This window comes from Citrobacter sp. MGH110, from assembly GCF_001037515.1.
GTDB lineage: Bacteria > Pseudomonadota > Gammaproteobacteria > Enterobacterales > Enterobacteriaceae > Citrobacter > Citrobacter portucalensis.
Map to the genome: position 1 here is coordinate 852,738 of NZ_KQ089830.1, position 14,660 is coordinate 867,397.

Consider the following 14,660-nt stretch of genomic DNA (forward strand, 5'->3'; position numbering starts at 1 on the left):
GGTTTAGCGAAACGGCATGACGGGCATACTGTGTCGCCCGTTATGTCGGGTGGGCGGCGGCGTGCTGCCCGCCAGCCATTTTGGGAAATCACGCAGCGGCATTGGCTTTGCGTACAAAAAACCTTGCAACAAATGTACGCCGTGTCGGCGCAAATGCTGAGCCTGCGCCTGGGTTTCAACGCCTTCCGCCACCAGTTCTATATTCAATTTTTTCCCCAAAGCGATAATGATGTCTGTGACGGTTGAGTTCACGGCGTCTGTTCCTATTGCCGAAGTAAATGATTTATCGATCTTCAGCACATCCGGGCGGAGTTTTTCCAGCCAGGAGAGCGAGCTGTTACCGGTACCGAAATCATCAATTGCCAGTTTTACGCCAAGACGATTTAATTCGCGTACGACCCGATAATCCACATCCAGTAACGCATCTCGTTCGGTCAGTTCGATAACCAACTGCTGGATTGGGTGCTGGCTGAACCAGTACTGATTAAGATCTTTTAGCAGCGTGCCGTTACGAAAATGGCTGGCGGCGACATTAATCCCAATATGAAACTGACTGCTCATCGGGAAAACGTGTCTTTGCTGAATGGTTTCTGCGATGACATGACGGGTTAGCGGCACAATCAGGTTGTGCTCCTCAGCGATGGGAATAAACACTTCCGGAGAGATCCAACCCTGGCGTGGGTTATTCCAGCGTAGAAGAATCTCCACGCCCATGCATTGCTGGGTTTGCGCATTAAGCAGCGGCTGGCAAAATAGCTCGAATTCCCGAGCAGCAAGGGCCAGATTAATCTCCCAGGAAAAACTCATTCTGCTGGCGGTCGCCAGCCATGCCAGGTAACCCACTAATAAACTTAGGATCACCGCCAGCGGCAGCTGTGTTGGCAGATGTTTAATCGCCAGTTCACTGGGACCGGGGCCGGTGACGCTAATGGTAAACGGGAAATGTTGAGATGACAGCTGGTAGCGTTTTTCATCATTTAGCTTAGGCAGAGTATCGACCACACCTTGATCATACAGTAGATGCCGATTACCAACGGTTAAGCTGGCATCGGTGATCTGCGGCGGCTGGGGTTCAAGCAACATAGACGACAATAAATCAATATTGACGATTTCCAGCACGCCATCTTCACCATCGGCAGAGGATGGATACCATTGCGTCAGAATCGGGCTGCCTTTTATCAGCGAATGGTCAGTAGACAGCAGCAGTTGCGGTTCCCTGCTGGGTAATTCGGGCTGTAGTTGACGAATGGGGACATTGCGATACCCAAAAATGCTGGAGCAATAGAGGATCCCGCTTTGAATCAGATTAATAGAACGCACCGTTTGCAGTCTTGCGGCATGTTTGCTTAACGGTAAACGTGCCACTGAGCAGGGGAGGCCAATTAACGGCAGCAATACATCACGTCCGGTCTGCAAGGGTAAAAGTACGTCATCCAGTTCTTCTACAGCATGGTTGGCAAAGGTGACGATATTTCGGTGATTTAAATTACGCTCCGAAATAAATCGAACAGTTAATGTGAGGATGAGCGTCAGTAGTGCACATACTGTGCAAACGATTAAGCGATTCCGGCGATAATTTTTAATGATCCGTTGTGCTGTTTGCATGCGGGCCGCCCGATAAGCCGTTGGTCACAGAAGCCAACAGCAACAGAGCAAGTGTAGTGGGGAAAATTACAGTAGACGAGGGAGAGGGGGCAAATTCGCCCATCCGTCGCAGATGGGCGAAAATTAAGTATTAGTCACATTGAACTTTGATTGCCAGGCCACCGCGTGACGTTTCGCGGTATTTGGCGTTCATGTCTTTACCTGTTTCGTACATGGTCTCAATGACTTTATCCAGCGAGACGCGCGGCGCGCTGGTACGGCGCATTGCCATACGCGCAGCGTTGATCGCCTTCACTGAAGCAATGGCGTTACGCTCAATGCACGGAACCTGTACCTGACCGGCAACCGGATCGCAGGTTAAGCCGAGGTTATGTTCCATGCCGATTTCGGCAGCAACACACACCTGCTCAGGGCTCGCGCCCAACAGTTCAGCCAGACCAGCGGCAGCCATGGAGCAGGCTACGCCCACTTCACCCTGACAACCTACTTCTGCACCAGAGATTGAGGCGTTCATTTTGTACAACGCGCCAATTGCACCGGCCGCCAGGAAATAGCGGGTATAGATATCCGGGCTGACGGACTCGATGAAATGATCGTAATAGGCCAATACCGCAGGCACGATACCGCAGGCACCGTTGGTTGGCGCTGTCACCACGCGACCGCCCGCGGCGTTTTCTTCGTTAACGGCCAGCGCGAACATGTTCACCCAGTCGATCACGTTCATCGGATCGTTGGACAGCTTATCGCTGGAAACCAGCATACGACGCAGAGCTGAAGCACGACGAGGAACGCGCAGCGGACCCGGCAACACACCTTCGGTGTTCATGCCACGATCGATACAGGCCTGCATGGTTTGCCAGACGTGGCCAAAGTACTCTTCAATCTCTTTTTTGCTGTGCAGAGCAAGTTCGTTCTGCATCGCCATGCCAGAGAGAGACAGGCCGGTGCTATTGCAGTACTCCAGCATTTCAGTCGCGGATTTGAACGGATAAGGCACGCTGACCTCGCCCGCGGCATCCTGACCAAAATGTTCTTCATCAACGATGAATCCACCGCCGATTGAGTAGTAGGTTTTGCTATAAATGACGGTTTCGCCATTGTACGCATGGATCTGCATTCCGTTTTCATGCAGCGGCAGGTTGCCGTTGTGAAAACGCATCCCGTCATTCTGCGGGAAATCCACTTCGTGCTGACCCTGTGCAAGCAGCAGGCGTCCACGCGTTTCTACGTCGCGGATAAATCCGGGGATGCTATCTATATCCACGGTAGCAGGCTCATTGCCCGCCAGACCCATAATAATGGCGATATCGGTGTGGTGACCTTTACCCGTGAGCGACAGTGAACCATACACGTCGACGGCGACACGAGTAACGCTGTCCAGTAATCCTTTTTCGACCAGGTCATCGACGAACTGTTTACCCGCCTTCATAGGCCCTACGGTATGGGAAGATGAGGGACCAATCCCCACCTTAAACATGTCGAATAGACTAATCACGATAATACTCCTACAGGGCGACTGGGCTTTCCAGTAACGATGTTATAACTGCGCATAGTGTAAGAGGGAACGCGGCGATCGGCTTAACTATTCACATGAATTAAACTAATAGATAACCGCGGTTTTACTAATGTTGTGACCTGAGTTTCAAGTTGTCTATGGAGTGCGTAAAGATAAGTATAGTCAGGGCTTGACGCCAATTTGCAGCGCCAGCTCACGAATTATTCCGGCGGTCATTCCCCAGACGAAATATTGCTCATACCAGGAAAGCCATACACGATGTGAATCGCCGCGGCGGTAGATATCCAACGGGTGATAACGACCTAAATGCAGGGCCTGCGCCAGCGGCATTTCGAACACGGCGGAAACTTCGTCTTCACTTGCGCGATACGGCAAATTTGGCGGGATAATCCCTACCACCGGTGTGACCTGGAAGCCGGTCACGCTGTCGACCGGTGGCAGAACGCCAATCACCTCAACGCAAGAAGGGGGGATCGCCACTTCTTCCTGCGCTTCGCGAAGGGCGGCGGCAATCAACGAGGCGTCGCTGCTATCCACCGCGCCGCCGGGAAAGGCGACCTGTCCGGCGTGCTTGCGCAGATGAACGGATCGCTGGGTTAACAGCAACCCAGGCTGTGGACGACGCACGACGGGGATCAGTACGGCGGCCTGGCGCTGGTTTAACGCGGCATGGTTGACCTGCGGGCGCAGGAGTTGGAAGCGCGATAAAAAATCATCAAGCGTCAGGCTGCTGTATTCCACGTCTCAGTTCTCCAGTTGGTGCAAAATACGATTCACTTTATCAAACGTTTCCTGATATTCAGCGTCTTCCTGACTGTCCGCCACTATGCCGCCACCTGCGGAACAATAAATTTGTCCGTTTGTGGCTGTCAGCGTGCGAATGGTGATGCTGGTATCCATATTGCCGCAGAAACTCAGATAACCGATGCTGCCGCACCAGGCATTACGTCTTTGTGGCTCCAGTTCGTCAATAATTTCCATCGCCCGCACTTTCGGCGCACCGGTAATAGAGCCGCCAGGGAAGGCGGCGCGCAGCAGGTCGGTGGCGTGTAATGACTCTGGCAGACGCGCGATAATGGTGCTGACCAAATGATGAACAGCAGGGAACGGTTCGACCACAAACAGCTCCGGAACCTGTACCGAACCCGGTACGGCAACGCGGCCAATATCATTACGCATCAAATCGACGATCATCAGGTTCTCCGCACGATCCTTCGGCGAATTCGCCAGCCGCCGGGCCTGCTCACGATCGGCATCGGCATCTTCAAGCCTGGGCAACGTACCTTTAATAGGACGGGTCTGGATATGCTGGTTCTCCAGCAGAATAAAACGTTCTGGCGAAAGGCTGAGGATAACGCCTTCCTCAAGACGAATAAACGCGCTGAACGGGGCGCGGTTAGCGTGATTGAGTTTGACAAATGCCTGCCACTCATCCCCCTCGTAATGCGCTTGAAAACGCTGCGCGAGGTTGACCTGGTAACAATCGCCGCTGTGCAGATAGCCCTGTACCTGGCGGAATTTTTCGCCATACCGGGCGCGGCTCATATTGGACTGCCACGCCGAGGTCAATGTAAACGGCTCACGCGTTGGCGGTTGTTGCGCGTCGAGCCATTTCAGGCGAGCCTCGACATCGGTATGGCTGAGCAGCGATACGGTCTGCAACTTGTGGTCAACAATCAGCGCCCAGTCGTAAATGCCAACGGCCATATCCGGTAGCGTAATATCGCGCTCAGCAATAGTGGGCAGAGATTCAAAGCGTCGGCCAAGGTCGTAGCCAAACAGACCTAACGCGCCGCCCTGAAACGGCAGATCCGGGTGATACTCGGGGTGAATCTTGTGTGCAGCTAGCGCGGAATGTAATACCGTCATTGGATCATCAAGCGAGCGCGTGATTGCGTGCCCGTCCTGCACTACGGTCTCTTCAGCACGTGTAACCAACGTGGTGACGGGATCCGCCACCAGAATATCAAAGCGGTTATGCGGATGGTCGGCTTGACCTGAATGCAGCAGCATCGCCCAGGGCAGATGGCTTAATGTCGAAAAATAGCGTTCAGCGGCGTCCTGACGCCAGGGTAATGTGATTACTGCGGGAGATAACGTCTTCATCAGTCCTGACTCGTTGCTACTCTACTGGCTAACTGCCCGGTAGCATGAAATAATTAGCGCAGACAATTTAGCAGGAGTTAACAATGTTTGCAGGTTTACCTTCACTCAGTCATGAGCAGCAGCAAAAAGCGGTAGAGCGTATTCAGGAGCTGATGTCGCAGGGGATGAGCAGCGGACAAGCCATTGCTCTGGTTGCTGAAGAGTTACGCGCCAGTCATACCGGCGAGCGGATCGTGGCGCGTTTTGAAGATGAAGACGAATAACGCCGCTTAAACTGCAGCGATTATCTTAATCTCAACTTTGTATTTCGGGTTCATCAATCCGGCCTGAACGGTACAACGTACCGGCGCGTGGCCAGCAACGACCCACGCGTCCCAGGCTTTGTTCATGGCGGCAAAATCGTTTTTGTCTGCCAAAAACAGGGTGGCATCAAGAATACGTGACTTGTTACTGCCTTGTTTTTCCAGCACCGCATCAATTTGCGCCAGCGTATTTGCCGTCTGCTCAAAGGCGTCTGCATCCAGATTTTCCGGCACGCCGGTGTAATACAGCGTGTTGTTGTGGATTACCACGTCGGACCAACGCGCTTCGGCATCAATGCGCACAATCGTCATAAATCATTCCTCGTTTACGTTTTTTCATAATAGCTTTGGGTTGCGCCAAGACTGCCATAATGTTGTGCCCACGTCACCTCTTCAACTGGCGAAAGACCCGCTGGCCTGACATAATCCCTGTTCAAATGAACAGGGGGCAGTGTGACGGACGATTTTGCAGCAGACGGTCAGTTGGCTAAAGCGATACCGGGTTTTAAACCGCGAGAACCACAGCGGCAGATGGCCATCGCCGTCAGTCATGCCATCGAAAAATCACAACCGCTGGTGGTAGAAGCCGGAACCGGAACGGGTAAAACCTACGCTTATCTTGCCCCAGCGCTGCGTGCCGGAAAGAAGGTCATTGTCTCCACGGGCTCGAAGGCGTTGCAGGATCAGCTATACAGCCGCGACCTCCCGACCGTCGCGAAAGCACTGAAGTTCACCGGTAAACTGGCGCTGCTGAAAGGGCGTTCAAACTATCTGTGCCTTGAGCGTCTCGAACAGCAGGCGCTGGCGGGTGGCGACTTGCCGGTACAAACGTTAAGCGACGTCATTCTGCTGCGCTCCTGGTCAAATCAAACCCTTGATGGGGACATCAGCACCTGCGTCAGCGTGGCGGAAGACTCTCAGGCCTGGCCGCTGGTGACCAGCACTAATGACAACTGTCTGGGCAGCGACTGCCCGCTGTATAAAGAGTGTTTTGTCGTTAAAGCGCGTAAAAAAGCGATGGATGCGGATGTCGTCGTGGTTAACCATCATCTGTTTCTCGCCGATATGGTGGTAAAAGAGAGCGGGTTTGGCGAACTGATCCCGGAAGCTGATGTGATGATCTTCGATGAAGCGCATCAGTTACCGGATATCGCCAGCCAGTACTTTGGTCAATCGCTCTCCAGTCGCCAGCTGTTAGACCTGGCGAAAGACATCACCATTGCCTATCGCACCGAGCTGAAAGACACTCAGCAGCTGCAAAAGTGCGCCGATCGCCTTGCACAAAGCGCTCAGGACTTCCGCTTGCAGCTTGGTGAGCCGGGCTATCGCGGAAACCTGCGGGAACTGCTGGCCGACCAGCGCGTACAGCGCGCGTTTTTGCTGCTCGATGACACGCTGGAGCTGTGTTATGACGTGGCGAAGCTGTCTCTCGGACGTTCGGCATTGCTGGATGCCGCGTTTGAGCGCGCCACGCTTTATCGTGCGCGTCTGAAGCGCCTGAAAGAGATCAACCAGCCAGGCTTCAGCTACTGGTATGAATGCACCTCCCGCCATTTCACCCTCGCGCTGACGCCGCTTACGGTGGCGGATAAATTCAAAGAAGTGATGGAACAAAAGCCGGGCTGCTGGATTTTTACTTCCGCGACGCTGTCGGTAAACGATGACCTGCATCATTTCACTGCACGACTGGGTATTGAAGATGCCGAGTCGATGCTGCTGCCGAGCCCATTTGATTACACGCGCCAGGCGCTGCTGTGCGTGCCGCGTAATCTCCCGCAAACCAACCAGCCGGGGGCTGCGCGTCAGCTGGCATCCATGCTGCGACCTATTATCGAAGCGAACAACGGTCGCTGTTTTATGCTGTGCACTTCGCACGCGATGATGCGCGATCTGGCGGAACAATTCCGCGCTACTATGACGCTTCCCGTACTGCTGCAGGGCGAAACCAGCAAAGGACAACTGCTACAGCAGTTTGTCAGCGCAGGTAATGCGCTACTGGTTGCCACCAGCAGCTTCTGGGAAGGCGTGGACGTGCGCGGCGATACGCTGTCGCTGGTGATAATCGATAAACTGCCGTTTACCTCGCCGGACGACCCGCTGTTAAAAGCCCGAATGGAGGATTGTCGACTGCGCGGCGGCGATCCGTTCGAAGACGTCCAGTTGCCGGATGCGGTAATCACCCTGAAGCAGGGTGTAGGGCGTCTGATACGTGATGCTGACGATCGCGGCGTGCTGGTGATTTGCGACAATCGTCTGGTTATGCGGCCATACGGCGCCACCTTCCTGGCGAGTCTTCCTCCTGCGCCGCGGACGCGTGACATCGCTCGCGCGGTTCGCTTTCTTGCCATACCAACGACTGAGTAATTTGTTACGGAGTGTGGTAAGATGCGCGCCAAATTTATTGATCTGATCACAAACACCCATGCGAATTCTGGCTATCGATACCGCCACAGAGGCGTGCTCTGTTGCCCTGTGGAATGACGGTACTATCAAGGCTCACTTTGAGCTTTGCCCACGAGAACACACCCAACGAATTTTACCGATGGTTCAGGAAATCCTGGCCGCTGGCGATCTCACGTTAACCGATATCGACGCCCTGGCGTTTGGTCGCGGTCCCGGCAGTTTCACCGGCGTGCGTATCGGTATTGGCATTGCTCAGGGGCTGGCGTTAGGCGCAAACTTACCGATGATCGGCGTCTCCACCCTGGCGACCATGGCGCAGGGCGCCTGGCGTAAGTCGGGCGCGACTCGCGTGCTGGCGGCGATTGACGCGCGAATGGGCGAAGTCTACTGGGCCGAATACCAGCGTGATGACAACGGTAACTGGCACGGTGAAGAAACCGAAGCGGTGTTAACCCCCGAGCAGGTACATGAGCGTTTATTGCAGCTGTCTGGCGAGTGGGTGACGGTCGGGACGGGCTGGCCGGCATGGCCAGAGCTTGGTAAAGACAGCGGGCTGACGCTCAGCGATGGTGACGTGCTGCTTCCAGCGGCTGAAGACATGCTGCCCGTCGCCACGCAAATGCTGGCTGCGGGTGAGACCGTAGCGGTCGAACACGCTGAACCGGTTTATTTACGTAACACCGTGGCGTGGAAGAAACTTCCCGGTAAAGAATGAATCTTAGTAGTAGAACCCCGGCTAAGACGTACAGTCGTCAGTGCACAGCATTGTGAACAGGCTGGGGCAGAAGCTAAGAAAAGGGAGTCACAATATGGCGGTGCAAAAGCAGTTATTGAAAGGTGTGTTGGCGGGGGCCTTAGCGTTAATGCTTAGCGGCTGCGTCACCATCCCGGATGCGATTAAAGGTTCGAGCCCGATGCCGCAGCAGGATCTGGTGCGGGTGATGAATGCGCCGCAGCTGTATGTCGGACAGGAAGCGCGTTTCGGCGGCAAAGTGGTGGATATTCAGAACCAGCAGGGAAAATCCCGTCTGGAAATTGCCACCGTTCCGCTCGATAGCGGTGCACGCCCCGTGCTGGGTGAAGCCTCTCGTGGGCGGATATATGCTGATGTAAATGGCTTCCTTGACCCGGTGGACTTTCGCGGGCAACTGGTCACCGTCGTCGGCCCGATAAGCGGTACGGTGGACGGAAAAATCGGTAATACGCCGTATAAATTCATGCTGATGCAGGTAACTGGTTATAAACGCTGGCATATTACTCAGCAGATTGTCATGCCGCCTCAGCCTATCGACCCCTGGTTCTACGGTGCGCGTGGCTGGCCTTACGGTGGCTACGGCGGATGGGGCTGGTACAATCCCGGCCCGGCACAGGTTCAGACCATAGTAACAGAGTAACTCTTTGTTTTAATGGTAAAAGAAACAGCGGCTCGTCCGCTGTTTCTGCATTAACGTGGATATAAGAAAAATAAATAGTGACGTGCTTCGCAACCTTGTCGTTGTGTAATAAACAAACTGGTACGCTGAGTTAATATTATGTTAACAGTTTGTTTATTGCCTGGGGTTGTGATGACGACGAATACGCATTTTAGAGGTGATGTATTGAAAAAGGTTTGGCTTAACCGTTATCCCGCTGGTGTTCCTGCGGAGATCAATCCTGACCGTTATCAATCCCTGGTGGAACTCTTTGAACACTCAGTAAGACGGTATGCCGATCAGCCCGCGTTTGTAAACATGGGGGAGGTGATGACCTTCCGCAAGCTTGAAGAGCGTAGCCGTGCGTTTGCCGCTTATTTGCAACAGGGGCTCGGGCTGAAAAAGGGCGATCGCGTCGCGCTGATGATGCCGAATCTGCTGCAATATCCGGTCGCACTGTTTGGGATTTTACGTGCCGGCATGATCGTCGTGAACGTGAACCCGTTGTATACGCCTCGCGAGCTGGAACATCAGCTCAACGACAGCGGCGCGTCGGCGATTGTCATCGTGTCCAACTTTGCCCATACGCTGGAAAAAGTGGTCGACAAAACGTCGGTGCAACACGTGATCCTGACGCGTATGGGCGATCAGCTGTCGACCGCCAAAGGAACGCTGGTTAACTTTGTCGTGAAGTACATCAAGCGCCTGGTGCCGAAGTATCACCTGCCGGATGCCATCTCATTTCGCAGTGCGCTGCAAAACGGCTATCGCATGCAGTATGTGAAGCCCGAAGTGGTATCGGAAGATTTGGCGTTTCTGCAATATACCGGCGGGACAACCGGCGTGGCGAAAGGCGCGATGCTCACGCACCGCAACATGCTGGCTAACCTGGAGCAGGTTAACGCCACCTACGGCCCATTGCTGCATCCGGGCAAAGAACTGGTGGTAACGGCTCTACCGCTGTATCACATTTTTGCGCTGACGATGAACTGCCTGCTGTTTATTGAGTTGGGTGGTCAAAACCTGCTGATTACTAACCCGCGTGATATCCCAGGACTGGTCAAAGAGCTGGCGAAGTATCCGTTTACCGCGATGACCGGCGTCAATACGCTGTTTAACGCGCTGCTAAATAACAAAGAGTTTCAGCAACTGGACTTCTCGTCACTGCACCTTTCAGCAGGTGGCGGAATGCCGGTTCAACAGGCGGTAGCTGAACGTTGGGTGAAGCTGACGGGGCAGTATCTGCTGGAAGGCTATGGTCTGACGGAGTGCGCCCCGCTGGTGAGTGTCAACCCTCACGATATTGACTACCACAGCGGAAGTATCGGTTTACCGGTTCCCTCCACTGAGGTCAAGCTGGTGGATGACGACGACAACGAAGTGCCGCCGGGAGAACCGGGTGAGCTGTGTGTGAAAGGTCCACAGGTGATGCTGGGCTACTGGCAGCGACCAGACGCCACTGACGAAATCATCAAAGACGGCTGGCTGCACACCGGCGATATTGCGGTGATGGATGATGAAGGCTTCCTGCGTATTGTCGATCGTAAGAAAGATATGATCCTGGTGTCCGGCTTTAACGTCTACCCTAATGAAATTGAAGACGTGGTTATGCAACACCCTGGCGTGCAGGAAGTGGCTGCTGTTGGGGTTCCGTCCGGCAGCAGCGGTGAAGCGGTGAAAATTTTCGTGGTGAAGAAAGATGCCTCGTTAACCGATGACGCGCTGGTCACTTTCTGTCGTCGTCACCTGACGGGCTATAAAGTACCAAAGCTGGTGGAGTTTCGCGATGAGTTGCCGAAATCTAACGTTGGTAAAATTTTGCGACGAGAATTACGTGACGAAGCGCGTGCCAAAGTGGACAATAAAGGCTGAGCGTTAAGTCAGCCAGTAGAAAACGCCGGGAAACCCGGCGTTTTTTTTGGCGCAAACCTAAGAGAGCACGATTTGAATTATCAAATGATCACCACGGACGACGCGTTGGCCACGCTGTGCGAAGCCGTCCGTGAATTTCCGGCGATAGCCCTGGATACAGAATTTGTTCGCACGCGTACCTATTATCCGCAGTTGGGGCTGATCCAGCTGTTTGATGGCAAACACGTTGCTCTGATTGATCCGCAGGGGATCACCGACTGGTCGCCGCTGCGCGATATTCTGCGTGATACTGCCATCACCAAATTCCTGCATGCAGGTAGCGAAGATCTGGAAGTGTTTCTCAACGCTTTTGGCGAACTGCCGCAGCCGTTGATTGATACACAAATTCTGGCTGCTTTTTGTGGTCGTCCGCTGTCGTGGGGGTTTGCCGCGATGGTGGAAGAGTTTACGGGGGTGGCGCTGGACAAAAGCGAATCCCGCACCGACTGGCTGGCCAGACCGCTGACCGAGCGTCAGTGTGAGTACGCGGCGGCTGATGTCTGGTATCTATTACCGATCACCACAAAACTGATGGTTGAAACTGAAGCCAGCGGCTGGCTGCCAGCCGCACTGGACGAATGTCGCTTAATGCAGCAGCGTCGCCAGGAGGTTCTGGCGCCTGAAGACGCATGGCGCGATATCACTAACGCCTGGCAGTTGCGTACTCGTCAGTTGGCCTGCCTGCAACTGCTTGCCGACTGGCGACTGCGTAAAGCGCGTGAGCGCGATCTGGCGGTGAACTTTGTGGTGCGTGAAGAACACCTGTGGGCGGTCGCTCGTTATATGCCAGGGAGTCTGGGTGAACTGGACAGCCTCGGCCTTTCCGGTAGTGAAATTCGCTTCCACGGCAAAACGCTGATTTCTCTGGTAGAAAAATCGCAGGCTTTACCGGAAGAATCACTGCCACAGCCGCTGCTGAATTTGATGGATATGCCTGGATACCGCAAAGCGTTTAAAGCTATTAAGGCGCTGGTTGCCGAGGTGAGTACTGAGCATAATCTTAGCGTCGAACTGCTGGCTTCACGCCGTCAAATCAACCAGCTACTCAACTGGCACTGGAAATTAAAGCCGCAGCAGACCCTGCCGGAGTTGGTTTCCGGTTGGCGTGGCGAACTGATGTCCGATCGTCTCAACGCGCTGCTGCAGGAATATCCGCAGTAAGTCACCAGGCTCGCCGGGTTGCGCCATTGCTAACCCGGCCTGCGCAACGCTACAAATCAAGCACCAGGCGCTTACCTTTGGCGCGTGAGCAGCAAATAAGCATGCTTTGCTGGCTGGCTTTTTCGTCGTCGCTGAAATACTGATCGCGGTGATCCGCTTCCCCTTCAAGAATCGTCGTTTCACAGGTGCCGCAAACACCTTCCCGGCACAGGCACTCAACGCGCGCGGCTTTGTTATTTTCGATAACCTGCAAAATGGTCATCTCTTCCGGGACCACAAACTCGCGTCCGGAACGCGCCAGAATCAGGGTAAAGGCATCACCGCTTTTATCTTCCAGCGCAAATTGTTCGAAATGTAGCGTATTGCTGTCCAGTCTATGGAGGGAAGCCGCTTCTCTGACGGCATCGTTGAGCACTGCTGGCCCGCAGGTGTAAATATGTGTGCCGGGTTCGACATCGGCCAGCAGGCGAGATAAATCAAGGCGGGTCCCTGCGCTTGACAGATGCAGATGAATACGATCGACGCTGGGGTGCTGCAGGAGTTCGTCATAAAACGCGCAGTTGTCCTGACTGGGAGAGCAATAATGCAGTTGCCATTGCGCCTTAGAATGTTCCAGCTCCGGGATATGCGATAAAAACGGTGTGATGCCGATACCTCCAGCAATCAACAGATGTTGTTGTGCCTGAGGAGCGAGGGCGAACAGATTGTTTGGTGTGGAGATCGTGAGCGTGTCGCCGGGTTTCACGTTTTGATGCAGATATCGTGAGCCGCCTTTGGATGCTTCCTCCAGTCGTACGGCGATTTGCCAGGCGCTCGTATCAAAGGGTGAACTCATCAGCGAGTATGCATTGCTGTACAGATTCTCGCCATCGCGCATCTGCACGATAATATGGCTGCCACCCTGAAACGCGGGCAACGGCTCGCCTGATGTCGCCGTTAAAGTAAAGCGTTTTACCTGCGCGGTAATCGTCTCAATCCGGCTGACCCGGACTTCTTGCATTTGATAATCAGACATTGCGGCACTCCCTAAAAAATCTGTCCGGCGCGGCTTAACGATGCGCCGGAACCTGTCGTTACAGCCTCTGGTTATTCCTGAAACACCTGCGCGACCAGATTATGGAAATGGGCAATGCCATGTTCGGAGATACCGCTGCCGCTGGTGTCGGCCATAATGCGGCCCTGACCGCGATACCCGCGCGATTTCAACCCTTTTTGGACGCTTTCAACCAGACGTAAATCTTCAGGGCGGAAGACGTTGCGATACCATTCGATCAGTTGTTTCTGCTCTTCGGTCAGCTCTTCGTTGGTGAAGTAGATGTCATAGTTTTGCAGCGTAGTTTCTGCATCCACTGGAAATTCGTAGATAACGGTCATCATGCCTTTGATTGGCGTAACGTTGAGCATGGTGCACGGCCACAGCCAGAAACCGTGGAAGGCGGCATCAACACCTTCTTCGAACTTAAATGACTGCTCTGACGGTTTGGCGAAACCGTATTGTAGCGTCCAGTTGCCGTGCATAGTATGCCAGTAACGATCAACCTGAACCGAGTCGGAAAAACCAGGGTGAGCCGGGCCGCAGTGGTAGCACTCCAGATAGTTATCGACAATATTCTTCCAGTTGGCTGGAGTTCGGGTCGTAAAGCGCGCCGCCAGCTTCAGGTCATGCACATCAGGGCAGGCTTCGATAACTTTGTCTGCAAGACCTGGGAGTTGCTCTTCCACGCTGCCCGCGTTCGGATCCATGTTGATAAACACGAATCCGGCATATTCTTCCAGCCGTACCGGGGTGAGATGTGCTTTCTCACTGTCGAAGTTGGCAACGTTTTCGCAGTTACGTGCATGCGCCAGGTTACCGTCAAGCTTGAATGCCCAGGCGTGGTAAGGGCAGGTAATCACATTTTTCGCTTTCCCTTCGCCGCTCAACAGCTGATGACCACGATGCGGGCAAACGTTGTAGAACGCGCGCAGCACGTTATCGCGACCACGTACCAGCACGATGTTCTCGCCAATCACTTCCCGGGTTACATAGTCATTGGGTTTCGCCAGTTCGCTACTGTGGGCGACGCAAATCCAGCTCTTAGCGAACACTTTCTCCTGCTCGTGCTCGAAGGCCTGATGGTCGGTATAGAACCGGGCAGGGATAGTCCAGGCGTCCTGTGGGTTGGCACAGAAATTTTGCGGCAGAATAAACTCAGGGCTCAGATTGCTCATTGGAATACCTTTAATTTGTGAGTAAGAGGATTT

13 protein-coding genes are annotated in these 14,660 nt (G+C 54.0%); 6 read left to right on the top strand and 7 right to left on the bottom strand.

Annotated elements, in window-relative coordinates; all coding sequences use genetic code 11:
• Positions 1-3: 3 nt before the first annotated feature.
• From SK38_RS04140 to pabB, 4 genes are all read right to left on the bottom strand, one after another.
• Positions 4-1,605 (bottom strand): EAL domain-containing protein, encoded by a 1,602-nt coding sequence (locus SK38_RS04140; protein ID WP_008785025.1) that lies wholly within the window; start codon positions 1,603-1,605, stop codon positions 4-6.
• Between the two features lie 130 nt (positions 1,606-1,735).
• Positions 1,736-3,100, bottom strand: coding sequence for an L-serine ammonia-lyase (gene sdaA / locus SK38_RS04145; RefSeq protein WP_003833765.1), 1,365 nt, complete (start codon positions 3,098-3,100; stop codon positions 1,736-1,738).
• Between the two features lie 183 nt (positions 3,101-3,283).
• Entirely contained in the window at positions 3,284-3,862 is a 579-nt protein-coding gene (locus tag SK38_RS04150; RefSeq protein ID WP_003020991.1) for a CoA pyrophosphatase, read from the bottom strand.
• A 3-nt stretch (positions 3,863-3,865) separates the two neighbouring features.
• The gene (gene pabB, locus SK38_RS04155; RefSeq protein ID WP_048235219.1) at positions 3,866-5,227 is read right to left on the bottom strand and encodes an aminodeoxychorismate synthase component 1; all 1,362 of its coding nucleotides are present in this window, start codon (positions 5,225-5,227) and stop codon (positions 3,866-3,868) included.
• An 83-nt stretch (positions 5,228-5,310) separates the two neighbouring features.
• Between pabB and SK38_RS04160 the strand changes: the two genes are divergently transcribed.
• On the top strand, positions 5,311-5,490 hold the full coding sequence (locus tag SK38_RS04160; RefSeq protein ID WP_003020986.1) for a YoaH family protein: 180 nt from the start codon (positions 5,311-5,313) through the stop codon (positions 5,488-5,490).
• Between the two features lie 6 nt (positions 5,491-5,496).
• Here SK38_RS04160 and SK38_RS04165 read toward each other — a convergent pair whose 3' ends face one another.
• Positions 5,497-5,841, bottom strand: coding sequence for a RidA family protein (locus SK38_RS04165; RefSeq protein WP_003020984.1), 345 nt, complete (start codon positions 5,839-5,841; stop codon positions 5,497-5,499).
• A gap of 141 nt (positions 5,842-5,982) precedes the next feature.
• Here SK38_RS04165 and SK38_RS04170 point away from each other — a divergent pair, with 141 nt between their 5' ends.
• The 5 genes from SK38_RS04170 (at position 5,983) to rnd (ending at position 12,416) form a co-directional block, all read left to right on the top strand.
• The gene (locus SK38_RS04170) at positions 5,983-7,893 is read left to right on the top strand and encodes a DNA repair helicase YoaA (RefSeq protein WP_003020980.1); all 1,911 of its coding nucleotides are present in this window, start codon (positions 5,983-5,985) and stop codon (positions 7,891-7,893) included.
• A gap of 58 nt (positions 7,894-7,951) precedes the next feature.
• On the top strand, positions 7,952-8,647 hold the full coding sequence (tsaB, locus tag SK38_RS04175) for a tRNA (adenosine(37)-N6)-threonylcarbamoyltransferase complex dimerization subunit type 1 TsaB (protein WP_048235220.1): 696 nt from the start codon (positions 7,952-7,954) through the stop codon (positions 8,645-8,647).
• Between the two features lie 94 nt (positions 8,648-8,741).
• Complete coding sequence (locus SK38_RS04180) at positions 8,742-9,326, top strand: Slp family lipoprotein (protein ID WP_003020975.1); 585 nt, start codon at positions 8,742-8,744, stop codon at positions 9,324-9,326.
• Between the two features lie 204 nt (positions 9,327-9,530).
• On the top strand, positions 9,531-11,216 hold the full coding sequence (gene fadD / locus SK38_RS04185; RefSeq protein WP_125362605.1) for a long-chain-fatty-acid--CoA ligase FadD: 1,686 nt from the start codon (positions 9,531-9,533) through the stop codon (positions 11,214-11,216).
• 84 nt (positions 11,217-11,300) lie between these two features.
• A complete protein-coding gene (gene rnd / locus SK38_RS04190) occupies positions 11,301-12,416 on the top strand; it encodes a ribonuclease D (RefSeq protein ID WP_048235221.1) in 1,116 nt (371 codons plus the stop codon).
• Between the two features lie 49 nt (positions 12,417-12,465).
• Here rnd and SK38_RS04195 read toward each other — a convergent pair whose 3' ends face one another.
• Positions 12,466-13,431, bottom strand: coding sequence for a PDR/VanB family oxidoreductase (locus tag SK38_RS04195; RefSeq protein ID WP_032943752.1), 966 nt, complete (start codon positions 13,429-13,431; stop codon positions 12,466-12,468).
• A 71-nt stretch (positions 13,432-13,502) separates the two neighbouring features.
• Positions 13,503-14,627: a carnitine monooxygenase, oxygenase subunit YeaW gene (gene yeaW, locus SK38_RS04200; RefSeq protein WP_003833746.1), complete on the bottom strand. Its 1,125-nt coding sequence runs from the start codon at positions 14,625-14,627 to the stop codon at positions 13,503-13,505.
• Positions 14,628-14,660 lie beyond the last annotated feature (33 nt).